The sequence below is a fragment of the Cyanobacterium sp. genome (genome assembly GCF_054166785.1).
On record NZ_JBSZCP010000066.1, the window covers coordinates 59,037 to 82,124 of the forward strand.

At 38.5% G+C, this 23,088-nt stretch carries 22 protein-coding genes; 12 read left to right on the top strand and 10 right to left on the bottom strand.

Annotated features, from left to right (window positions below):
* Positions 1-241: 241 nt before the first annotated feature.
* Positions 242-2,566: a DNA helicase PcrA gene (pcrA, locus tag ACXITR_RS13835; protein ID WP_457997809.1), complete on the top strand. Its 2,325-nt coding sequence runs from the start codon at positions 242-244 to the stop codon at positions 2,564-2,566.
* Between the two features lie 28 nt (positions 2,567-2,594).
* Here pcrA and ACXITR_RS13840 read toward each other — a convergent pair whose 3' ends face one another.
* From ACXITR_RS13840 to dnaG, 3 genes are all read right to left on the bottom strand, one after another.
* Positions 2,595-3,053 (bottom strand): hypothetical protein, encoded by a 459-nt coding sequence (locus ACXITR_RS13840; RefSeq protein WP_457997810.1) that lies wholly within the window; start codon positions 3,051-3,053, stop codon positions 2,595-2,597.
* A 257-nt stretch (positions 3,054-3,310) separates the two neighbouring features.
* Entirely contained in the window at positions 3,311-4,204 is an 894-nt protein-coding gene (gene miaA, locus ACXITR_RS13845; protein ID WP_457997811.1) for a tRNA (adenosine(37)-N6)-dimethylallyltransferase MiaA, read from the bottom strand.
* Between the two features lie 43 nt (positions 4,205-4,247).
* Complete coding sequence (dnaG, locus tag ACXITR_RS13850) at positions 4,248-6,176, bottom strand: DNA primase (protein WP_457997812.1); 1,929 nt, start codon at positions 6,174-6,176, stop codon at positions 4,248-4,250.
* A gap of 93 nt (positions 6,177-6,269) precedes the next feature.
* On the opposite strand from dnaG, the gene ACXITR_RS13855 reads away from it, so the two are divergent.
* The gene (locus ACXITR_RS13855) at positions 6,270-7,085 is read left to right on the top strand and encodes a tetratricopeptide repeat protein (protein WP_457997813.1); all 816 of its coding nucleotides are present in this window, start codon (positions 6,270-6,272) and stop codon (positions 7,083-7,085) included.
* Positions 7,086-7,111: 26 nt separating this feature from the next.
* On the opposite strand, the gene ybeY is transcribed toward ACXITR_RS13855, so the two are convergent.
* Positions 7,112-7,630: an rRNA maturation RNase YbeY gene (ybeY, locus tag ACXITR_RS13860; protein WP_457997814.1), complete on the bottom strand. Its 519-nt coding sequence runs from the start codon at positions 7,628-7,630 to the stop codon at positions 7,112-7,114.
* Positions 7,631-7,752: 122 nt separating this feature from the next.
* On the opposite strand from ybeY, the gene ACXITR_RS13865 reads away from it, so the two are divergent.
* Positions 7,753-8,013 (top strand): hypothetical protein, encoded by a 261-nt coding sequence (locus tag ACXITR_RS13865; protein ID WP_457997815.1) that lies wholly within the window; start codon positions 7,753-7,755, stop codon positions 8,011-8,013.
* Between the two features lie 45 nt (positions 8,014-8,058).
* On the opposite strand, the gene rpmB is transcribed toward ACXITR_RS13865, so the two are convergent.
* A complete protein-coding gene (gene rpmB, locus ACXITR_RS13870; protein WP_457997816.1) occupies positions 8,059-8,304 on the bottom strand; it encodes a 50S ribosomal protein L28 in 246 nt (81 codons plus the stop codon).
* A 141-nt stretch (positions 8,305-8,445) separates the two neighbouring features.
* Between rpmB and gmk the strand changes: the two genes are divergently transcribed.
* From gmk to lpxA, 3 genes are all read left to right on the top strand, one after another.
* Entirely contained in the window at positions 8,446-9,006 is a 561-nt protein-coding gene (gmk, locus tag ACXITR_RS13875; protein WP_457997817.1) for a guanylate kinase, read from the top strand.
* 129 nt (positions 9,007-9,135) lie between these two features.
* Positions 9,136-9,615 carry a 3-hydroxyacyl-ACP dehydratase FabZ gene (gene fabZ / locus ACXITR_RS13880; protein WP_457997818.1) on the top strand — a complete coding sequence of 160 codons (480 nt, stop codon included), beginning with the start codon at positions 9,136-9,138 and terminating at the stop codon, positions 9,613-9,615.
* Between the two features lie 23 nt (positions 9,616-9,638).
* The gene (gene lpxA / locus ACXITR_RS13885) at positions 9,639-10,436 is read left to right on the top strand and encodes an acyl-ACP--UDP-N-acetylglucosamine O-acyltransferase (protein ID WP_457997837.1); all 798 of its coding nucleotides are present in this window, start codon (positions 9,639-9,641) and stop codon (positions 10,434-10,436) included.
* A 61-nt stretch (positions 10,437-10,497) separates the two neighbouring features.
* Here lpxA and ACXITR_RS13890 read toward each other — a convergent pair whose 3' ends face one another.
* The 4 genes from ACXITR_RS13890 to ACXITR_RS13905 form a co-directional block, all read right to left on the bottom strand.
* Positions 10,498-10,809 (bottom strand): hypothetical protein, encoded by a 312-nt coding sequence (locus ACXITR_RS13890; RefSeq protein WP_457997819.1) that lies wholly within the window; start codon positions 10,807-10,809, stop codon positions 10,498-10,500.
* A gap of 60 nt (positions 10,810-10,869) precedes the next feature.
* Entirely contained in the window at positions 10,870-12,033 is a 1,164-nt protein-coding gene (locus ACXITR_RS13895) for an AbrB family transcriptional regulator (RefSeq protein ID WP_457997820.1), read from the bottom strand.
* A gap of 129 nt (positions 12,034-12,162) precedes the next feature.
* Complete coding sequence (gene csaB / locus ACXITR_RS13900) at positions 12,163-13,206, bottom strand: polysaccharide pyruvyl transferase CsaB (protein ID WP_457997821.1); 1,044 nt, start codon at positions 13,204-13,206, stop codon at positions 12,163-12,165.
* Positions 13,206-13,685, bottom strand: a complete 480-nt coding sequence (locus ACXITR_RS13905) for a hypothetical protein (RefSeq protein ID WP_457997822.1) — start codon at positions 13,683-13,685, stop codon at positions 13,206-13,208. The genes csaB and ACXITR_RS13905 overlap by 1 nt, the downstream gene beginning before the upstream one ends.
* A 121-nt stretch (positions 13,686-13,806) precedes the next feature.
* Here ACXITR_RS13905 and ACXITR_RS13910 point away from each other — a divergent pair, with 121 nt between their 5' ends.
* From ACXITR_RS13910 to ACXITR_RS13920, 3 genes are all read left to right on the top strand, one after another.
* On the top strand, positions 13,807-14,286 hold the full coding sequence (locus ACXITR_RS13910; RefSeq protein WP_457997823.1) for a GNAT family N-acetyltransferase: 480 nt from the start codon (positions 13,807-13,809) through the stop codon (positions 14,284-14,286).
* 13 nt (positions 14,287-14,299) lie between these two features.
* Positions 14,300-14,860, top strand: coding sequence for a rhomboid family intramembrane serine protease (locus tag ACXITR_RS13915; RefSeq protein ID WP_457997838.1), 561 nt, complete (start codon positions 14,300-14,302; stop codon positions 14,858-14,860).
* A 336-nt stretch (positions 14,861-15,196) separates the two neighbouring features.
* Positions 15,197-15,853, top strand: a complete 657-nt coding sequence (locus tag ACXITR_RS13920) for a DUF1997 domain-containing protein (protein ID WP_457997824.1) — start codon at positions 15,197-15,199, stop codon at positions 15,851-15,853.
* A 100-nt stretch (positions 15,854-15,953) separates the two neighbouring features.
* Here the strand turns inward: ACXITR_RS13920 and ACXITR_RS13925 are convergent, their stop codons facing one another.
* A complete protein-coding gene (locus tag ACXITR_RS13925; RefSeq protein ID WP_457997825.1) occupies positions 15,954-19,904 on the bottom strand; it encodes a hybrid sensor histidine kinase/response regulator in 3,951 nt (1,316 codons plus the stop codon).
* 413 nt (positions 19,905-20,317) lie between these two features.
* Between ACXITR_RS13925 and pilM the strand changes: the two genes are divergently transcribed.
* From pilM to ACXITR_RS13940, 3 genes are read left to right on the top strand one after another with little or no spacing between them, the layout of a single operon-like run.
* Positions 20,318-21,433 carry a type IV pilus assembly protein PilM gene (gene pilM, locus ACXITR_RS13930; protein WP_457997826.1) on the top strand — a complete coding sequence of 372 codons (1,116 nt, stop codon included), beginning with the start codon at positions 20,318-20,320 and terminating at the stop codon, positions 21,431-21,433.
* A 3-nt stretch (positions 21,434-21,436) separates the two neighbouring features.
* Positions 21,437-22,255, top strand: a complete 819-nt coding sequence (locus tag ACXITR_RS13935) for a PilN domain-containing protein (protein ID WP_457997827.1) — start codon at positions 21,437-21,439, stop codon at positions 22,253-22,255.
* Between the two features lie 15 nt (positions 22,256-22,270).
* Positions 22,271-23,017, top strand: a complete 747-nt coding sequence (locus ACXITR_RS13940) for a type II and III secretion system protein (RefSeq protein WP_457997828.1) — start codon at positions 22,271-22,273, stop codon at positions 23,015-23,017.
* Positions 23,018-23,088: the final 71 nt, after the last annotated feature.

A 23,088-nucleotide genomic window follows, 5' to 3' on the forward strand; every position in this document is an offset into this window, starting at 1 on the left:
TCAAGTACATTTTTTTATTATCTCTTGCATATTGCTTTTTGCCTTTCAACTAAAATTTTTGTACCATGCTAAAAACGAAATTACTATAAATATATTATTTTGAGTGTTTACAATTAATATCTAAGAAGAAAACCGTAAAGGGTTACAACTCCAACATCTCTAACCATAACTAATGACTAATAATTTCACCCAGACAAATGTTATAATTACTCAATGTCCATTGTTTTAACCTGATTTTTTGATGACTTCTAACTCTAACTTTCTCGACCATCTAAACTCCGCCCAACGTACCGCCGTAGAGCATTTTAATGGACCTCTATTAGTAGTTGCAGGGGCAGGTTCAGGAAAAACTAGAGCTTTAACCTATCGTATCGCAAATTTAATCAAAACCCATCAAGTATCTCCAGAAAACATCTTTGCTGTAACCTTCACCAACAAAGCAGCTAAGGAAATGAAGGAAAGAATAGAATTAATTTTTGCCCAAGAGATGGCCGATAGAAAACATCAACAAAAGTTAGAGTCTTTACCAGAATTAGAGCAAAAAAATATTAGATCAAAAGTATATCGTGGTGCTATTAAGCCCCTTTGGATTGGAACTTTTCATAGTCTTTGTGCCAGAATTTTAAGATTTGATTTGAATAAATATCAGGATGAAAAAGGTAGAAAATGGGAAAGAAATTTTACTATCTTAGATGAATCGGATGTTCAAAGTATTGTTAAACAAATTGTTACGAAGAAACTTAATTTAGATGATAAAAAATTTGACCCTAAAAAAATGCGTTATGGCATTAGTAATGCGAAAAATCTAGGTTTATCTCCTTCTCAATATGCCATTGAAAAACCTGATTATCGGGGTAGGGTATTGGCAGAAATTTACGAGGAATATCAGAATGAGTTGGCAAAAAATAATGCCCTTGATTTTGATGATTTGTTATTAATCCCCGTGCGTATTTTTCAACAGAATGAATCTATTTTAGGTTATTGGCACCAACAATTTAGACATATATTAGTAGATGAATATCAAGATACGAATCAAATTCAGTATCAACTAATTCAACTTTTAGCAACGAATAATGAACCGAATAAAAAGGAGTGGGATTGGAATAATAGATCTATTTTTGTAGTGGGAGATGCGGATCAATCTATTTACTCTTTTCGTATGGCAGATTTTACAATTTTGCTTAATTTTCAGCAGGATTTTGGTGATGGTTTACCTGATGATGATACCCGCACCATGGTTAAATTAGAGGAAAATTATCGCTCACGGGAAAACATTTTACAAGCGGCTAATTATTTGATTGAAAATAATAGTCAGAGGATTGATAAGGTATTGAGAGCAACCCGTGCAGAGGGGGAAACTATCTATTGCTATCGGGGAAATAATGAGCGGGAAGAGGCTTCTTTTGTGGTGCGAAAAATTGAGAGTATGGTAAAACAAAATCCTGATTTAGATTGGGGTAAGTTTGCTATTTTATATCGTATTAATTCTCAATCAAGGGCTTTTGAGGATGAGTTAATTAGACGTAGTATTCCTTATAATATTGTGGGGGGTTTTAAGTTTTATGAAAGGAAGGAAATTAAGGATGCTTTGGCATATCTAAAGTTGATTGTTAATCCTGCGGATACGGTAAGTTTATTAAGGGTGATTAATACTCCAAAAAGGGGTATTGGTAAAACCACTACGGAAAATTTAGTTACGGCTTCTCAAGAATTAAATGTACCTCTTTGGGAGATAATAAGTGATCAAACTTCAGTAAATACCATCGCAGGGAGGGCGGCTAAGAGAATTAGTCAATTTGCCAGTCTGATTAGTAATTGTCAGGAAAAAATTAAGGATACCCCCGGCACACAAATTTTGGAGGAGGTGTTGGAAGTTTCAGGTTATTTGGATGATTTGAAGCAACAAGGCACTGATGAGGCGGAAAATAGGCAGGAAAACCTCAATGAGTTACTCAATGCGATGATGCAGTTTCAGGAAGATAATGAGGATGCAAGTTTGGAAGGTTTTTTGAGTAATGCTTCTTTGGCTTCGGATTTGGATAATTTGGATGAGGGAGATTCGGCGGTTTCTTTGATGACTCTCCATTCGGCGAAGGGTTTGGAGTTTCCTGTGGTGTTTTTAGTGGGTTTTGAGCAAGGTTTGTTACCCCATAACCGTAGTTTAAATGATCCTTTGGATTTGGAGGAGGAAAGACGGTTGTGTTATGTAGGAATTACCCGAGCAAAAGAACAGCTATTTCTTACCCATGCAAGGGAGCGTTATTCTTGGGGTAATGTGGATTATTGTGCGCCTTCACAGTTTTTGGCGGAGTTACCGCAGGATTTGATTTCTACTAATTTGACTCCTAGTTATGCTACGGGAAATATAATCACTGAGGAGAAGGAGGAAAAGCCTAAATCTTTAGAAAATTGGCAAGAGGGCGATCGCCTGTACCACCCTACTTTTGGTGCTGGTGTAGTCACCCATATTTTAGGATTGGGCAAGAAAAACACCATTGTGGTTAACTTTGAAGTGGGTAGAAAGATTATTAACCCTAGTCATACCAAGTTATCGAAGTTGGATTAGAGAGGAGATAAAACTCCTCTGGGCTAGATTACAAAATAATTAAACGACAACCAGAGTTATCAACGGGGGTATCGATTTCACGGTAAAGAATATCAATCCACTCCCCTTTATCTTGGGGAAAATCTTTCCATTTCACGACTAACACCCAATATTGCTCTAATTTTAACTCCTTACGGATACCATACCAGCGATTACTTTTTAAATCATAAGTGCGATCGCACCCTTTTTGCTCACTTTCTAGTAAAGAAATGCCCACACGAATTAATTTACCATCCTGATTTTCCAATTCAATGACGGCATCGATGGTTAAAACATCCCAAAGTACCGATACATCACTAAAATCATGTCTTTTATTCATTGCCCAAGCCACACGGTTTGGTAGATACTTTTGAGCAGTATTGAGCAAATGTTTGGCATTTAAATCAGGAGCATTAAAAGCTAATACCCTTAGTTGTGATGCCACTGTCTGAAATCTTAAACCTAACATTGAGTTTACCTCCTTTTTTTGAACACACTAACCCCTTGGGTTAGTTATCCTTAATTCAAAAGAGAAAGCAATGCGTTGCGACTTCCGTTAGGTTTTAATCTTTTATTAGCCACAAAACTAATATAACCTCAAGTTTTAATTTCGTCAAGGATTTATTTCAAAAACTCTAATAGTCAATCCTGTTTTGGCAATGGGCAATAGGCAATAAATAAACCATAAATAAAAGTACAGTTTAAATCGGATTTAGGACAAAAAAACTAGCCCTCAACCATTGTAAACACCTGCTTAAACAAATCGGAGGCATCCGCATCAAACCAATTAATTTCAGGATAAGCATTAAACCATGTCCTCTGTCTTTTGGCAAACTGACAAGTATGGGTAACAATCAATTCTTGTGCCTTATCCAGAGATATATCCCCCAATAAATACTGTTTAATTTCCCCATAGCCCAGGGTGTTGAGTAATGGTAAATCTGCCCCATATTTTGCCATCAAGGTTTCTACCTCCCTCACCAATCCATCCTCCAACATCATGGCGGTGCGTTTAGCAATTCTTTGGCGACTCATTTCTCCATCACAATGTAAACCTATTTGTAAAATGGGATAAGAAGGGGGGCATTCTCCCTGTTGCTCGGAAATGGGTTTTCCTGTAACATAATAAACTTCTAAGGCTCTAATGGTTCTAGTTTCATCGTTAGGGTGAATTTTATTGGTAGCCTCCCCATCTACCTGTTTTAGCATGGCATACCTCTGTTTTTGGTCATAATTACTTAATAGTTGTTGTCTTAGGTGGGTTTGAGGGGAAACACGGGGAATTTGTAGCCCTTTGGTAATGGATTTTATGTACAATCCTGTGCCACCAACTAACAGGGGGGGAAGATGGCGATGCTGATTTATTAAGGTTTGGGCTTTTTCCTGATAGTCGGCAAGGGTGAGGGTTTCGGTGGGGTGGCAAATATCAATGAGGTGATGGGGTACTATTTTTTGCTCTTGGGGGGTGGGTTTGGCTGTGCCGATGTCAAATTCTTGATATATTTGGCGCGAATCTGCGCTGATGATGATGCTATTTAATTTTTGAGCAAGTTTGAGGGCGAGGGATGATTTTCCGCTGGCGGTGGCACCGCACACGACAATGAGGGAATATTTTTTCATGAAAAATTAATGATTAATATGGTTTTATTAGGGGGTTTTGATGTTAAATTTCTGAGCCTTGAAATCTACTATTTTTTAATTCTTGCAGTTGTTTTTCTGTGGTAATTATTTCTTGATAAAAGTATTGTATTTTTTCTAAATTATTTTCTTTTTCTAGTTCGGGAATTTGTTCTTGACAATACTGTTTATATTTTTCCAGTTTAATAGATTGGAGAGAGGCGATCGCACTTTGAAAATTGGCTTCGGGGGCAAATAATCGTTGACTAACATTTTCACTAGGGTATAAGATAGTATTTAATTTTACAGACATTTCGGCAGGAATATCCATATTTTCTTGTAAAGTTAATAATAGATTATTGTTAGGATCATTGTTAATATGATCAAGATTTAAGCTGTGAATTTTTTGCCATAAAAAACGATAGGGCTTAATAGTAAATACTAAATCTTTTTCATCTAATTGATCGATAATTTTTTCTCTATATTTTGGACTATTAATATAAATTAGTAATATTAAAAACTCCGCTTCTTCTATTTTAATAGACTCCGAAGTTTTACCAATATAGGTACTAATTTTTGGATATTTTTGTTTTTTATTAAAAGTTTTTGTTGCTGTTTGTAAACTCTGATAAATCTTCTTAAATTCTTGACTATTAAGGTTATTTAATTTACTTCTGCCACGGCTCAATAACTCAGCACAGGTAGATAAATAATAGTCTTTAGTAGAATCTTTACTAATTTTACGTAGTAACCTAACAATAGTTTGAAAAGCTAACTCAAAATCAGCACTTTCTTGTAAATTTCTAGTATTTAAAATTTGTTGTATCTGCCAATCTAACCATAAAGGGGCTTTTTCCATCAAAGTAAAATAGTTTTCTTGGGCTTCTTGTCCTAGGGCTAAAAATTCATCGGCATCTTTACCATCGGGAATGTTCACTACTTTTAGTTTCATTTGCCCCGAATAAATGAGATTTTCTACTTCTTTAATCGCTCTTTCGGTGGCTTTTAAACCTGCTTTATCCGCATCAAAATTAACAATAATTTCCTTTGATTCAGTATAACGAGAAAGGAGTTTTACATGGCTTTCGGTGAGGGCAGTACCTAAGACGGCTACGGCATTTTTGATATTATAACGGTGAAGGGCGATCGCATCAAAATACCCCTCCACAACTATGGCTTTATCTTCCTTTGCGATGATTTTTTTTGCCTTATCAAGGGCGAATAAAGTTTTACTTTTAGAAAATAATTCCGTTTCAGGGGAATTTAAATATTTTGGTAAAGTATCATCAAGACTTCTTGCCCCAAAAGCAATGATTCTTCCCTCTTTATCACTAATAGGAATCATCAAACGATTACGAAAATAATCAATATATCCATCTCCTTTTTGTCTTTCTTTGATCAACCCCGCTTGGGCAACTAACATGGCAGGATAACCTTTTATTTCTACTAAATACTTATAAAGAGTTTCCCAATTATTGGGAGCATATCCTAATTTAAATTGTTGGATTATTTCCTCATCTAAATCTCTTTTTTGTGTTAAATATTGAAGGGCTTCTTCTCCTTCTTTTTGTCTTAAACTATGTTGATAAAAACTGGTAGTAACCGCTAAAATTTCGTATAATTGCTCCCTTAAGGAAATCTGTTTTTGAATTTCTTTTTGTTGTTCAGGGGCTAAACTTTTCACAGGTATTTGATAACGATGGGCAAGATTTAAAACTACTTCCTTAAAAGATTGTTTATTAATGTCCATCAAAAATCTAATGGCACCCCCCCCAGCCCCGCAACCGAAACAGTAGTAAAGTTGTTTGGTGGGGCTAACGGTAAAACTAGGGCTTTTCTCGTCATGGAAGGGGCATAAACCGCTAAACTCTCGCCCTTTTTTTTGCAAAACAACATAGTCAGAAACTATCTCCACAAGGTCAATTTTTTCCTTAACGTCGTTAACAGTGTCGGGATGAAGGCTGATGTTTTCCATGGTTAAATTATAGAAAATTTCGGAAGTGAAAGAATTTAAGGAAGAGGTTTTGATCGGATATAGTAGTTATTAAATCCGCAACTTCAATGCCATATGTTTAAATCAATTATTATCGCTTTTCTTGTCCTCTGTTTAACTTGGATTTCACCGCCCCCAGCTTCTGCCCAAGAGCAAATTACCGTTACCGACGAACAATTAGCCCAGGGGGAAGCCATTGCCCAAAAAGCCATAGAAGCTACTCAGAAGGGTGATTTTGTCACTGCTCAACAATACTGGACACAGTTAATTGACGCTTTTCCTACTAATCCTGCGGTATGGAGTAATCGTGGCAATGCCCTTGTTAGTCAGAATAAGTTACAGGAGGCGATCGCAGATTATAACCAATCTATTATCTTAGCACCCGATGCACCCGATCCTTACCTTAATAGGGGTACTGCCTACGAAGGTTTAGGAGAGTATCAAAAGGCGATCGCCGATTACAATAAAGTATTAGAATTAGATCCTAATGATGCCATGGCCTACAATAATTTAGGTAACGCCAACGCAGGATTAGAAAATTGGGAAACCGCCGTAGAACTTTATCACAAAGCCACCGAAATCGCACCCAACTTCGCCTTTGCGGGGGCAAATGAATCCCTAGCCCTTTATGAATTGGGCAGGAAAGAAGATGCCCTAAGGAAAATGCGTAACATAGTTCGTAAATATCCCATGTTTCCTGATATGCGTGCCGCCCTCACCGCCGCCCTTTGGGAAAATGGTAAACAAGGAGAAGCGGAAAGCAACTGGGTTGCCACCGTGGGCATGGATAGCCGTTACAAGGATTTAGATTGGTTAAGGGAAGTCAGAAGATGGCCCCCTAGCATGATTAAAGCCCTTGATAGTTTTATTAACCTTGACGGGCAAACCTAAGGTTATTTGGTGGGCATTGCCCACCCCTAAGATTTTAAAAAATCAAGGCTAATTTTATCAATTCCGACACCATCAAGGAGCTTTTGCTGCTCTGCTAACATCAATTGTAAGTAATAATCATCGGGATGATCCCACCCTAAAAGATGTAAAAAACCATGGGATGCTAACCATGCCAATTCATTTTTAAGGGAATGATTTTGTTCGTTTGCCTGTTTTTGGGCAGTTTCCATGGAAATAATCACATCCCCAAGGGGCATCGTATCGAGCATCTCTGGGGGCAAAAACTCATCATCCACACTGGCGAAGGCTAATACATCAGTAGCCTGATTTTTTTGTCTAAATTGACTGTTTAATTGTTTAATTTCTTCATCGGTGGTGAGTATCAAACTAATTTCATAGTTTTTGTCCGTTGCCAAATCATGGTCGGTTATTGCTAACCAACGAGAAAACCACGATCGCCATTGTTCCTCCATAATAGGGGAGGATTGATTTTGAGGGGCAAAAAAATTATCTTCGAGATAAAGATCTACATTATATTGGTTCATCGAGGGTAAAGATATAAGTAAAAACTAATTGACAATTACTGCCTAAGCCTTGAAAATGAGGAATGGAAAAAGTTCTTTCAACCATCATCCACATCAAATTTATTCAATAAGGCTACAATATTATGGCAAGAAAACCAGATGAATATAGTGTCCATTTATTACTGAGTAGCGGACACAGGGAAGAAGTAAAATTTAATACTATACAGGATTTTCAGAAGTGGTACAGTGGAGAGTTAGTACCCAAATCAGCTTCCAAGGATTTTATCAATGTACCCATTAAAAACATTCAGGGGGAATACATGGTAGTTCGTCCTTCTGAGGTGGTAGGAATAAGAGTTGAACCCATATTTTTTGGCAGTGTCGATCGCAACTTTGCCGAATAAAACAACACTTACCAACCATGATTCAACTCTTAGAAAGAAGGAAAATTAGGAACATTTATACTTATTAAGGTCAATTCCTGCTTCTCTTGCCATTTGACCAACACTTTTAGTATCTAAGGTTTTGATTGCTTTGGTAGAAACCCTTAGTTTTACGAAGCTATCACCTTCTGCCCACCAGATTCTTTTATCTTGTAGGTTAACGTGTTGTAGTCTTTTGGTACGACGATGGGAGTGAGAGATGGAAAAACCATTATTTGCTCTTCTTCCCGTCAATTGACATACACGAGCCATAAGTTTATCTCCTATATATAGTTATTCTAAAATTTAGTCAGCAATCTTTAATTGTACCTTTATAATTGACAGTTGACAATGGACAATGGACAATTAGGGGACACAGAGCGGTTAATATTTGCCTATTAATTATTTTTATTTATGTCAGAAAATCAGGGAAAGTTATTTGTTATCACAGGCCCTAGCGGGGTAGGAAAGGGAACTTTGGTGCGATCGCTCCTTGAAGCCCATCCAGAGATATTTGTGTCTATTTCTGCTACCACCAGACCACCACGCACAGGGGAAGTGGAAGGAAAAGACTACTACTTTTTAACCCCAACTCAATTTGAATCCATGATTGAGGAGCAAAATTTACTCGAATGGGCGCAGTATGCAGGAAACTATTATGGCACTCCCAAACACCCTGTCCTAGAGCAAATCAACCAAGGTAAGATAGTTATCCTCGAAATTGAACTATTAGGGGCAAGACAAGTGAAAGAAAACTTTCCCCAAGGCGAGTTGATCTTTATTTTACCCCCATCGGAAGAGGAACTAGAAAGGAGGTTAAAAGGTAGGGGCAGTGACTCGGCAGAAGCCATAAAAAAACGTTTGGCTAGGGCAAAAGAAGAAATGGTGGCCCAGGATGAATTTGATCATAAAATTGTTAATGATCAGTTAGAAAGGGCGATCGCCCAGCTAGAAAAAATTATTATGGATTCCTAGGCAAAATCTTCCCATCAAAAAAAATAACCCTTGTTCATTAAAGACAAAATCGTGATATTCTTATGTGGGTTTATTAGGATGCCTCCCTAGTAAAAAAGTATTGTTGAAGAAATATAGATAAAAAAGTTAATGGAAAATACCGTTACCCCAGAAGCTAATCCAGAACAAAATATACAAACAACATTCACCGTTGAAGAAATTCAAGAACTATTACCCCATCGTTATCCTTTCGCTCTAGTCGATCGCATCATAGACTATGTACCAGGGGAAAAAGCCGTAGGTCTAAAAAATGTCACCATTAATGAACCCTACTTTCCCGGACATATCCCCGGAAAACCCTTGATGCCAGGAGTATTACAAATAGAAGCCATGGCTCAGGTAGGCGGTGTTATTTTAACCCTTCTCCCCGGTATGAAAGGAAAATTTTTCGCCTTTGGGGGCATCGATAAAGTACGTTTTCGCCGTCCTGTAGTACCCGGAGATCAACTAATTATGACCGTGGAACTATTATCCTTTAAACGTAATCGTATTGCTAAAATGCAAGGGCAAGGCTTGGTAGATGGACAACTAGCTGTGCAGGCTGAGATGTTATTTTCTTTGCTCGACTAATTCAATAGTTAATAAAATTTTAGATAACCGTGATACATCCTACAGCGATTATTGATAAAAAAGCAGAATTAGACACCACCGTCACCGTTGAACCTAATGCCGTGATTGGGGCGGGGGTAAAAATTGGAGCAAATACCGTTATCGGTGCTAATGTGGTCATTCAAGGTGATACCGAAATTGGTGCGGATAATAAAATCTATGCGGGGGCTGCTATCGGTTTAGATCCCCAAGATTTGAAGTATAAAGGAGCCATAACAGGACTAAAAATAGGCGATCGCAACTTAATCCGTGAATTTGTTACCCTCAATCGAGCCACCGAGGAAGGAGAATACACCATCATCGGTAACGATAATTTATTAATGGCATACGTTCACGTCGCCCACAACTGCATCATCAAAGATAGAGTGGTCATCGCTAATTCCGTTAGTTTAGCAGGTCATGTACAGGTAGATTCTAAGGCGGTAATTGGGGGAATGTTAGGAGTCCATCAGTTCGTCCATATCGGCACCATGGCGATGTTGGGGGGCATGAGTCGCATTGAAAGGGATGTACCCCCCTTTATGTTAGTAGAGGGAAATCCATCAAGGGTAAGGGCTTTAAACAGTGTAGCCCTCAAAAGAAATAATTTTAGTACAGAAGAAATCAAAGAACTAAAAGAAGCCTACCGCATCCTATATCGTTCAGGTTTTACCCTAGCCCACGCCCTAGAGAAACTATCCACCATGGCGACCAACGATAAAATTAAAACCCTCTATGATTTTATGCTCACTTCCAGCACCGACTCTAAGCGTAGGGGACCAATTCCGGGTAATAAAAAATAGCTGATTATCAAAAAAATGGGTGCGTATCAAGTCTATGAAACCTTCTTTTTTTGATCAAGCCCTAACTATTCTCATTAACCACCCTTTGCGCCCCCACAAGGGCATCAATTACTTGGGTAGAGTCGATTAATCTTTTGAGGACAACTTGACCAATATTACTATTTTTTTTCGCCTCCGCTGTAGATGGCATCACCTCGATCATTAATACAGCCTCCTCCACCTCATACAGCCATAAAATTTCTCCATTTTCTTCAATGCCAATTTTCAAGCAACTAATATGGGGAGGGCGACGCCAAGTAATGGTATCCCATAAACCTCCCCTTTGCCATACCCGTTTATAGCTCCAACCCTCAGTTAAAAAAAAGTATTTCATTTGTTGTTAAATTTTCCCTTGCTACTCAAAATTTAGCTTAAAACGAATCAGTTTTGCCTATTAATTATCTATGGTTAGGGGAGGATTACTGCCGTGGGGGGAATAATCCATTTGTAGGATAGTTTTTGCAAAGAAAGGTGAAAGGGTAAGAATAAAAAACATCCGAATCATTTGCATAGTCAAAACCATTCCTGAATCTCCCCCTAACTCAAGGGCTGTAGCTGTCATGGTGTTTAAACCTCCGGGGGTAGTGCCTAAAAGGGAACTCATCATATCTAGTCCTGTGATTTGATGAAATTCATAACCCACCATAAAGCAAATGGTAATTAGTAAAATAACCAAAATCGTTTCAACGAGAACCGCTTTCAGGAGTTTGTTTATAATTTTGAGGTCAAATTTTATTCCTGTAGATAGACCAAGAAAAAATAAGCCGATACTGAATATCATGGGAGGAATGGTGGTGGGGATAAACCAAAATAATAGCAAACAGCTAAAAAAGGGAGCAAGAAAAAGATTTGATGGTAGTTTAATAAGTTTGCCGATTTGGGTGGCGATGGTAACGGTGCCGATAATTAATAAGGTTTTTAGGATAGCGGTGATAAAAGAGGTGGGTAAGTCGGCGGTGATAAGCAGATTGTTGATAGGGGTAAAGCAAATTTCGGGGTTACAGGATTCTATGATGGGAGGAGTAACGAGGGTAGGATTGGAAAAGTAAAGGGCGATGATGTTGGGTACGATAAGGGATACTAATAGTATTCTGACGTATTGTAAGACGGTAACGGCGATCGCATCTGCCCCCATTTCCTCACTCATGGCAACTAAACTTGAACCTGCCCCCGGAATAGAACCCAAAAAACTAGAACAGGGATCTATTTTGGCGATTTTGCAAAGAAGAAAACCGTTTAATAAACTAAACATTCCTGTGATAAAGATGGCACCTAAAAGGGGTAATAAATAATTTTGGGCATCCATCAAACTATTTAGAGAAAAATGACTCGCCGTTACTACCGCTATCATTCCTTGCCCTACAACGCCCACAGAATGGGGGAATGACTCTATTTTCCCCCGCACCACGGAAAAGATAATGGCAACTAATAGGGGTACTAAAAACCAAGCAACGGGAAAATGGAGATAGTCAAAGATAAAGGAAAATATCAACGCCAATAAAAATAAACCACAGAGGGCGAAAAGTTCTCCGTTATCAATGGTAAGAGTTTTTGTCATTTCAAGGTGTGGATAATCGAACCTACATTAATTTTAGGTTAAGAAATAACAAATGTTAATTTTTGGTTAAGAAATCAAGGCAGTTTTTTTTGATGGTGATGGACGATGGATGGATTGACAAATATCAAATTATTTTTTTAGGTTACTGGAAAACAGTTGTTCATGGGTAATAGCCAATTTTTTTAGCTCATGTCTCTGTTCTGGGGATACACTGGGGGAGTCGTGATAAATGGTTAATAAGTCGTTAAAGATTTGGTCAGAGTTATGGGGAAATTGCTCTAATTCATAGCCTTTGATGTCTAATTCTTTCATGAGTTGTGATACTTTAGGATCGTAAGAAAGGGCAAAACAATTACACCCTTCAGAGGCACTCATAATTAAACTATGTAATCTCATCCCAACCAACATTTTTATCTGTGGAAAAATACCTTTTAATTGACGGGGATTTTCTACGGTGATAATCTGACAGTTATTTTTAAGTTTTTTTTCTATTTCTTGACATAAAGATAAGTCTTTTGTTAGTTGAAATGGTATTAAAATAATATTTGCTTTTGTTTTATTGTGTAGCTTGATTAAAGCATCTATTAATAAGTTTAATTTTTCTTCATTTAAACTGGAATGTTGACGTACATTTACACCAACTAAAGGGGATTCTAAAAGAGTCAAATCTGTAATATTATCCCTAGATAAAGCCCACACAGGATCAGGGGCAATAAAATAAGGTAAATTCCAATTATCAAGGATTTTAGCCGAACCCTTATCCCTAACACTGATGCCCTGACAACCCCTTAAAACTGATTTTGTAATCCATTGAGTAAAAGAAGCATTAAGAGGCCCTATGCCTTGGGCGTAGGCAATGGTAGTCAAGCCTTTTAGTTGTGCTAACTTCATTAAACCTGCATAAAAAAGGGGGCTTTTAATACTGGTAACATCCTGCATTAAACTACCGCCCCCCCAGATAAAATAATCTTGTTTTCCTGAGCTAATAATTTGTTTGGCAATATCAAGGCGAGTATAGCTTTTTACGCCATAATTTTTGCTAGTTAAAATGGGATTACCAGATAAAACAATGGGTTCAACATCTTGAGGTAATCTTTCTAATAAAGCTAATAATAAGGCTTCATCCCCTGCATTTCCCTGTCCATAGTAGCCACAAATTATTGCTTTTTTCATTATTCATTAATAATTACAGTGCGATCGCCTATAATTGTACCTTGATAAATTAGATCTTCATGCAAATTAGTATTGAGAGTTATTTTAATCTCATTTTCTCCCTTTGGCAAATCGGAGATATAATACCAGTTTCCATAGATCCGAGTCACTTTTTCACCATTAATATATAAGTGTCCATGACCTTGATTGATGCTACTTTCTTGGTTAATCTCTTGGGGGGCAAAATCAAAATTTTCAGTGATAATTTTCAAATTCCATCCCTTTTTATCATCTTTCATCGCTTCAATTTGTACCGTAGGAATTAAATCATGGTTAGAAACATCTAGTTTTTGATGATGGTGTTCCATTGAATGACTTTCATGGTTATGATGATTATGCCCCTCATTAGTATGGGCGAAAGCATTTTTTAAAGGAAAAGCCGTAGGAGAAATTAGTAAAAAACTAAGACTAACAGAAACTAAATTTATAGGGGATTTCATAAATAATTATGGCATGATAAATAATACCCTTCCATTATTCAATAAAACCTAAAAATAAAGCAAGTTTTACGGGTTGTCAAAGTTCAACTTAAATAAATTATATGTTTAACACAAAAAACCTATGATGTTTCGTCTCACAAAAGTCTCAGATATAAATGCCCTAAAAAATATCTATCAAAAAGCAGTAAAAGAATTAGCTCCAAGTCTATATACTCAAGAACAAGTAATTGCATGGTCATTCTTCCCTGATAACACAGAAAAATTTAAAGATTTCATTTTTAAAGCTGATACTTATATATTAGAAAATAGCCAAGAAATCATCGGTTTTTGTGGGCTAGAAAAAAATGGACATATTACTTCCCTATACGTCCATCCAGCCTATACTCGCCAAGGATATGGCACAAAATTATTAAATTATGTACTCCAAAAAGGGATGGAAGAAAATATGAGTCGGTTTTATACCGAAGCCAGTTTTTTTTCCCAGCCAGTGTTTCACCGTTGCGGTTTTGAGATAGTGGAGATGGAAACGGTTAACTATGGGGTGGTTTCCTTTGAAAGGTATAAAATGGAGAAAAGAATTAGAGGGCAAAGCCATGGGTAGTAGTGATGAAAAAATGAAAGTATTTATTGCTGAATTAAAAAATCAATTTAAAATCATCGGACTATTTTTAGTCATTTTTTGGGCAACCGAAATAATTAATCAATCTTTTTTTGAAAATAACCTTAACCTTTTGGGCATTAGACCAAGAAGTTTAGTGGGTTTATCAGGAATCGTATTCGCCCCTTTTCTCCATGTTGATTTTGGTCATTTATTGGCTAATACCGTGCCATTTGCTGTATTGGGTTGGTTTGTGATGCTACAAAGAACCAAGGATTTTTATGTGGTTACTGCCATTACGGCTTTATCGAGTGGAATAGGAGTATGGTTATTGGCTCAACCCGGTTCTATTACCATGGGTGCTAGTGGGGTAATTTTTGGTTATTTAGGTTTCTTGTTGGCAAGGGGTTATTTCCAGAAAAATGTTCCTTCTATTGCCCTGTCTTTGACGGTAATATTTTTGTATGGTGGAATGATTTGGGGTATTTTGCCAGCGGACCCCAGTGTTTCATGGTTAGGACATTTATTTGGTTTTTTGGGGGGTATTTATGCCGCCAAGTATTTATCCTCGAGATAGGGGAATAAAAATAAAGTTCAGTATTTTTGGGGATAGATTAATTTTGTAGTTAAGGCACAATGAAAATAACGGTACGAAAGAATATTAATAAATGGGCGTTGGTGAATTAAGCTATGATTTTTAGTTTTGTTCGGCAATGGGCAATAGTAATAATAGTTCTAGCATTATATATTTGCTGTAGTTCAATAATCTTGCATACCCAAAATAAGCAACACCAATAAATGAAAAACAGGGCACATTTCTCGTTTTGGTGGATGTGTAATAATTATTAGCAATCAAAGTGGCTTATTTTTTTTTTCAGTATTGTTCATGAAAGATAATCAATGTTCAAAAGATATGGAAACAATCATCCTCAATCAACCTATGGGCTTTAGTACCAAATTTCGTGGGATAATGGACTTATACAGTGACCAAAAAACTGTAACAGATTATCTAAATAATCATCAAGGGTGGTTTGTCCGTTGTGCATCACCGATGAAAGTAGAGCCTTTTTGCGATAATGGTTATACCTTGACAGTGGGGCGTTATGGGGCTTTTGGCTATGATGTGGAGCCTCAAATGAGTGTGATTTTAGAGCCTCCCATGTCAGGACACTATACCATGTATTCTGTGACTAATCCTGAGTTGAATAGTGATGGTTATGAGGTTGATTATTATTCGGTGATGGATATAGAAACTATTTTTCCCAAGGACATTGAAATTTATCAAAAGTCTAGTGATTTTGACTCTCTTCCCCCCGAAATTACCCGCATTAATTGGGAGTTAGATTTGAGGGTTAAGGTTAATTTTCCTAAATTTATTTACAAACTTCCCACAAATATAATACAATCCACGGGCGATCGCCTATTAACCCAGATAGTAAAACAAGTATCACCCCGTCTAAGTTTTAAAGTACAAAAAGACTTCCACAGTTGTTTCAACCTGCCCATACCACCAAAAAAATCCCGTACCTGCGAAATAGTAAAAGAAAGAAATAAGGCGTTGGTGAACTAAGGTCTGATTTTTAGTTTAGTTCGGCAATGGGCAATAGTAATAATGGTTCTAGTATTATATATTTGCTGTAGTTCAATGATGTTGCATACCCAAAATAAACCTATGAAGATTTCGTGGCCCCAGAAGTTAAAAACACCTCCCCATTAGCCAAACGTTTAGCCACATCTAACAACTCATCCTCAATGTAGGGCTTCGTAAAATAAGCTCTTGCCCCCAAATCCGCCGCAATACTGCGGTGTTTTTCCGCTCCCCTAGATGTCACCATCGCCACTGGTAATTGGGATAAAACATCATCCTGTTGCATTCTTGCCAACAACTCCAAGCCATTCATGCGGGGCATTTCAATATCACAAAGGACTATTTCACAAGGCAAGCCCCCCGAGAGTTTTTCCCAAGCATCCTGTCCATCCCTTGCCACCTCAACCTCATAACCAGCTTTTTTAAAGGATAAAGATAACATCTCCCTAACCACCACAGAATCATCCACAATCAACACCATAGGAGCAGAGCTAGTTCTCCTTCTCGCCCCTCCAAAAGTAGATGTATCATCCTCTGGCTGAACATCCGTCAGCCTTGCCGTAGAAACCCTCGTACTACCCTCGAGTAAAACTTCCCCAGTCATCATTCTTTGGGCAGAATCAATTAACTCCTTATCCACACAAGGCTTAATTAGGTAAGCACAAGCCCCCAACTCCGCCGCAATTTTTTGATGTTTTTGAGAACCCCGTGAAGATAAAATTGCCATGGGAATGTGAGCCAACTCATCATCTTCCTGTAAATGTTGTAATAACTCCAAACCGTTCATACGGGGCATTTCAATGTCACAGAAAATTAAATTACAAGGCAACCCAGAACGTAACTTCTGCCATGCTTCCTGTCCATCCCTCGCCTGTTCAACTCGATAACCTTCCTTCGAGAAAGTGATAGATAACATCTCCCTCACGGTGATAGAGTCATCCACAATCAACACCAAAGGAGCAATATTGACCTGAGACTCAGACATGGCCTGTCTTTCTTCCATGGTGACACTGGGGAACATCTGAGATTTAACCTGATTACTCAAACTACCTTCAGCAATCTTGATCAACTCAATGACATCCGCCACAGGCATGATTGTTCCATCACTGCGCACGGTAGCCCCCGCAATTCCTTTGGGTTTAGGAAGGGGGCCAGAAATTTGTTTAATAACGATTTCTTCTTCGGGCAAAATTTGGTCAACTTCCACCGCCAAAATATCATTACCCCCCCGTAGGATAATTACTGAAACGCTATTCTCGTCACTATTTACCGAGTTATACATAAAACTACGGCTCATTTGACGGTTATATTGTAAAAGCTGATTGAGAGGACGTAGGGGAATTCTTGTATTATTCCAATTAATGTACGCATTACCATTTCTATCCTTCTCTATATCGTGATGGGATAGGGTTTGGGTATCCTCGATACCATCAATGGGGAAAGCAATACGAACGTTATTGTTAAGACAACAAAGAGCCTTACCGATGGTGAGGGTGAGGGGTAAGCGCATGGTAAAGGTGGTACCTCTACCCGGAATTGAGTCAATATTTACCGAGCCTCGAATCTCGTTTAATTTGTTGCGGACAATGTCTAAACCAACTCCCCTTCCTGCATGGCTATCGGCACTTTCTTTGGTGGTAAACCCTGCATTAAAGAGAAAGTCATAAATTTCTTGATCTTTAAGGTTGTTTGCCTGTTCGGGGGTAATTAGTTTTTTCTGAATGGCTTTTTGTTTTACTTTATGGGCATCGATACCGCCCCCATCATCGGATACGGAAATTACGGTTTGAGGTCCTTGTAAAAAAGCTCTCACCGTAATTGTACCCATGGCATCTTTTCCATTGGCGATTCTTTCGTCTGGTTGCTCAATACCGTGGGTGACGGAGTTTTTGGCGATTTGAAGTAGGGGATCCCATAGATGCTCGAGGATCATTTTGTCAATTAATACTTCTCTACCCTCAATTTTTAGTTGAACCTGTTTATCATAACCTTGGGCAATTTTACGGATGGGCAGGGGAAGGCGATCGGCATTTTGAGCAAAAGGCACCATGCGAGATTTATTAATCTGCTCTTGAAGTTGATCGGTAATATCCCGTATATTTTTCCCTAGCTGATCCGTTTCATCTACTAAAAATTGAATGTCTGAGGTTGATTCCCTAATCCTAACCACTAGCTCGATCATTTCTTGGGCTAGGAGGTGAAATTCACTAAAACGGTCTAATTCTAAATCGTCTAGTTCGATTTCGGGCATGGAGGAGTTACCATTTCCCTTGGAGCTGTTGTTAGGGGAAGGGTTGTTGTTGCTATTATCTTGATTATTTTTAGCAATTTTTCCTCGCTCTAGTTGTTCTCTAACGGTGGATTGATTGCGCCTACGGCTACTAATCAAAGAGCCTTGTAATAAACTCTTTTCGTACATATCTTGGGTTCTGTCTCCCACTTCGCTCAAGTCTTGGGCATGGGAAAGGAGATTTTCTAAAAACTGTCGTAGTTTCTCTTGGTCTTCTTCGAGGCGATTACGACGAATTACCATCTCCCCGATGAGGTTGTTGAGGTTATCCAACTGTTTGACAGGTACCCTCATACTCTGTTCAAAGGTGGGTTGTTTTTGTTGAGCAGGAGCGGCGGGGGCAGGGGCTTTTTTCCGTTTTTGAACGGTGGAGGGGTTTTCTGCCTCGGCTAAGAGGCGATCTAGATCGCTTAGTTCTTGTTCTAGGTCATCGTCTGAGGAGGATAAATCTAATCCTTCATTGATAATATTTTCTAGTTGAGACCAGTTTACTTGTGGGGCGGATGTCTGAGCCCGATTAACGACTTTTTCTAACTCTTCAAAGGTTTCGTAATAGTAATGGGTGGGGGTAGGTAGCCCTAAGTCTAGGGTTGATAGTGCTTCGATGAGGAAGTGATTTTCTTGGGTGATGGTTTGCTCTAATTCTTCAAATTGATCGTAAATAATCAATGGGTGGGGGGTGATGGCGGTATCGGGGGTAATTTCTTCTGGAGGTGTCGTTTTCCAGGAGGAGGTTATTTTGGCGACTTCTTCCTTGGCATTTTCAATAATGACGGTACTACGGGGGTTAGGATTTTCATGGTGAATGGTTAAACTCTCTGCCCCAAAATCGATCGCACTGGTAGCCTCTAATAAATCCTCAAAACTATCATTAACGTCATCTTCTATGGCATCGACGGTGTAGTTTTCTACCTCCCCACCGATGTTTTCTTCCTCTTCTAAAAAGTCCCAATCATCCTCGATGGGTTCAGGTTCATGGTCTTCTAGTAATTCTATATCATCAAATAATTCATCGATGGAGTTTTGCCCTTGCTCACCTATATCTGTTGATATGGATGCAAAAAATTCCGTTCCGCTGATGGTGCGCTCACTTCCGATGTTTGTTTCTTTGCTGGTTAAGAAATTATTAATTGTTTCTTCGTCATCGGTATCAATGAAAACATCATCATCATCACAATCAATATCATTATCGGAGAGGATAGAGGATAGTTTATCTTCGTCTAACAGTAGATTTTCCTCTGGGCTTTCTTCCTTGTCGGTGCTGGTGAAAAGTGTTTCTCGCCAAAGGTCTCTCTCTATCGTATTATTTTTTTGTTGTTCTTGAATTATGGGGGCTGCAGTTTCCTCTTCTGCATCCATATTTACCCCCGCATAGATGGTTTCCACATCCATAAATCTGGTACGGGCAGAGGGTGCTAACTCAAGGAGTTGATCGCTAACGGCGATCGCATTTACATCCCCTTTAAGTAAATACTCCGATGCTTGTTTAATCTCTTTGATAATTAATTTAGTGGTGCTACTATAATCGTGGTGAGGCTTGGCGATCGCACCTTGGGCAGTTTCCATAATGGAGACCCAACCGAAAAGATTTTGTTTTTTTCCCTCAAGGGAAAGGGTTTCACAGTGTTTTTGAATACTATGGCGATTATCAGGCGAGTCCCCCTGTTTTAATAGCTTTAACATTGCTCCAAGGCGAAACAAGGTTTGTTTATACAACTCTTGAGCTTGACTAGAGGAAATCATAATAACGTCCTGACCAAATTTATTACAAAGACAACCTTAATGGACTATGGGAAGCAAAAAAGACAAAAAAAATATCTCCACAACCCATTTTTAGTATAGCCTAACAAATTCTCATTGAAAAAATTAAATTAGGCATTATTGACACTTTTAAGGGCTAATGATGTTTTTTTTACCGATGGTAGTATTTCTATTTTTCTCATGCTACGGGAAACTGTACCATAATGTGATATTAGCAAATTTATCTTTATTTTTTGATCCTCTGAGTTTTTGGTTCTGTACTTAATTAATCTTTATATAATCTTCCTTGGGTTAAGCAAAAAAAACTTTGAACTAATCACAGAAAAAACTTAAAATAAAATAAATTTTAAAAAAATATTCCTAGTTAAGTAAAAATACGTAAAAATCAAAACAAAATGGTAGGTTTTTTAAATAATTTACTGGGGGGGCAAGGAAAAGGAGTAGGGATAGAAATTAATCCTGATCGCATTTCCTTAGCACAAGTCAGCAAAAAAGGGCAACAATATAAACTCCTAAAATATCAATCCCTGGAAGTACCAGAAGAAATATTTGAAGAAGGACAAATCAGAGACTCCGAAGCCCTAGCCGAATTAATCGAACAACTGCTCAAAGAAGCAAAGATTAAACCCAAACAAGTGGCTACATCAGTACCCATGAGAGAATCAATCATTAGAATTTTGCCTATTCCCGCAGAATTAAATGATCAAGAGCTTCAAGACACCGTTTTAAACCACGAAGCCAGTTTATATCTACCCTACCCCAAGGAGGAGGTAGATCTTGATTACCAAAAACTAGGTTATTTTGTGGATGATAGCGACGGTATCGAAAAAGTACAAGTGCTATTGGTAGCTACCCGTAAAGAAAATACGGATCTTTACCTAGAAACATTTCAACAGGCAGGACTTGATATAAAAGTCTTAGAAATCAATAGCTTATCTCTCATTAGAACCCTCAAAGACCAACTACAGCAGTTTAGCTCCAGCGAAGCCGTTGTATTAGTAGATATTGAATTTGATAGCACCGAAATCGCCATCATTGTGGAAGGAGTACCTCAGTTTTCCCGCACAGTACCCATCGGCACCTATCAGATGCAAATTGCCCTCGCCCAAGCCATGAATTTACCGACTTCCAAAAATACGGAAATTCTTCAAGATATTACCATACCAAACAATCCAGATCAAACCTCTACCAGTAGCACCAGTAGCCAAACTTGGATTAACCCCGGGATGGATTCTTTACTCAGGGTATTGGGGGAATTGGTGGATGAGTTGCGCCGTTCGGTGAATTTTTATATCAACCAAAGCGGAGATGTGGAGGTAGTACAAATTTTGATCGCCGGGCCTGGGGCTGGACTTGCTCAAATTGATGAATTTTTCACCAAAAAACTTAACATTCCTGCTACTCTTTTTGATCCCGTGACATCATTAGGAATTACAATGAAAGAGGAATTATCGGGTATGGAAAGATACGGGTTAGGGACGGTGTTAGGTTTAGCGATGAGGATGAATTAGGTTATGCACAATATTGACATTAACTTTCTCAAAGAGAGAAATCAAGATGCCATCACTCAGGTGGGCAAAACCGCTGGTTTTAAGAAGGAAACCACCATGGCGGAAAGAATCCCTGTCCTCATTGGTTCTGGGGTAGCGGTGGCTCTAATAGCTGCGGTGGGAGGAGCTTCTTTGTTGCTCAATAATCAGAAAACATCCACGGAAGCTAGTATTAGTCAGTTAGAGTCTGAGATTCAGCGGTTACAAGGACAAAACGCCGAAATTAATCAAATTCAACAACAAATTGATAATATCAATGGGCAGGTGGGAATTTTGGTAAGCGTTTTTGATGAAATTAAGCCTTGGTCGGCTATGTTACGGGAGATTGCTTTTTTAACACCGCCTAATGTTCAAATTCAGTCTATCACTCAATCGGGAAATCGAGAACTAACTATTGCGGGGGTGGCTGATTCCTATGATGATGTAAATGATCTTATGTTGACTCTCAAGGCTTCTAATTTACTTAATCGCAATGAAACTCGCTTAACTAGCACCAGTTTAACGGATAATCCTAGTAATGTTGCTCCTAGCCGTGCGGCATTGGAGGCAGCGGAGGGTGAGGAAGTCCCCACGAACGAAAATTTAATCATTTCCCTTGGGCAGGTAGTATCCTTTAATATTACCACGGAAATTAATGATGTTCCATCCACAGAATTGGTTAATCTATTAGATAATCGAGGGGCGATTGGTTTGGTTAGCCGTATTGAAGCTCTTAGACAGTTGGGGGCTTTGGGCATTGAACCTATGGTGCAGGAACAACCTGAAGAAGAAACAACTCAATAATTAAGGAGGAAAATAATGACATCTTTTACTACAACGGATGATTTTGGGGATGAGGCGGAAGGTTTTGGCCCGGAGTCGGAATATCCTGAACTATTTGGCATAACTTTTACTCCCAAAACTACGGGAATTATCATTGGGGTGGTGGGTTTTTTAATCGCTGCTTTTTTGGGCTGGACCCAGATACGCCCTGTTTCTGAGGAGTTATCCACTTTACGGGCAGAAAAGGCTGAGAAGGAAGGACAGCTTAATCAGTTGAGTGAGAGTGATTTAGAACAAAGAATCATTGTCAAGCAAAGGGAATTACAGCAGGCAGAAAATCTGAGGGTTCAGGTGGAAAGTTTGTTTGCCCAGGAGCGCACCTTAGAGACGGTTTTACTTGATCTTAATCGATTTGTTCGTGGTGCTAATGTTACCATGGCAAGTTTTACCCCTGCGGGCGATCGCACCGTGGTGAGTGATGATGCTTTTGGACAGGTAGCTATTAATAATATTCAGGTAAAAAGTTATAATCTCAACCTAGAAGGTAGTTTTTCTAATTTAATATCTTTTGTACAAGATTTGGAGCGATTACAACCTTTTCTCGTGGTACAAAATTTTAATGCTACGGTTTCCACCCCCCAGCAATATTTTTTGGAAAATGGTCAGGTTTTTCCTTTCGGTTCTCCTCGATTAAGTACCACCATTACCGTTAGTGCTTTATTTTCTGACCTTCAAGAAGTTGTCCCGGAGCAACCCGCCGAAGGAGAACAACCCACGGAATAATTTTTTTAAGGTTTATTAGTCAAGCATTTTTTTATAATTATTTTTTAACCCCATGTGTGTAGGAGTTTAAT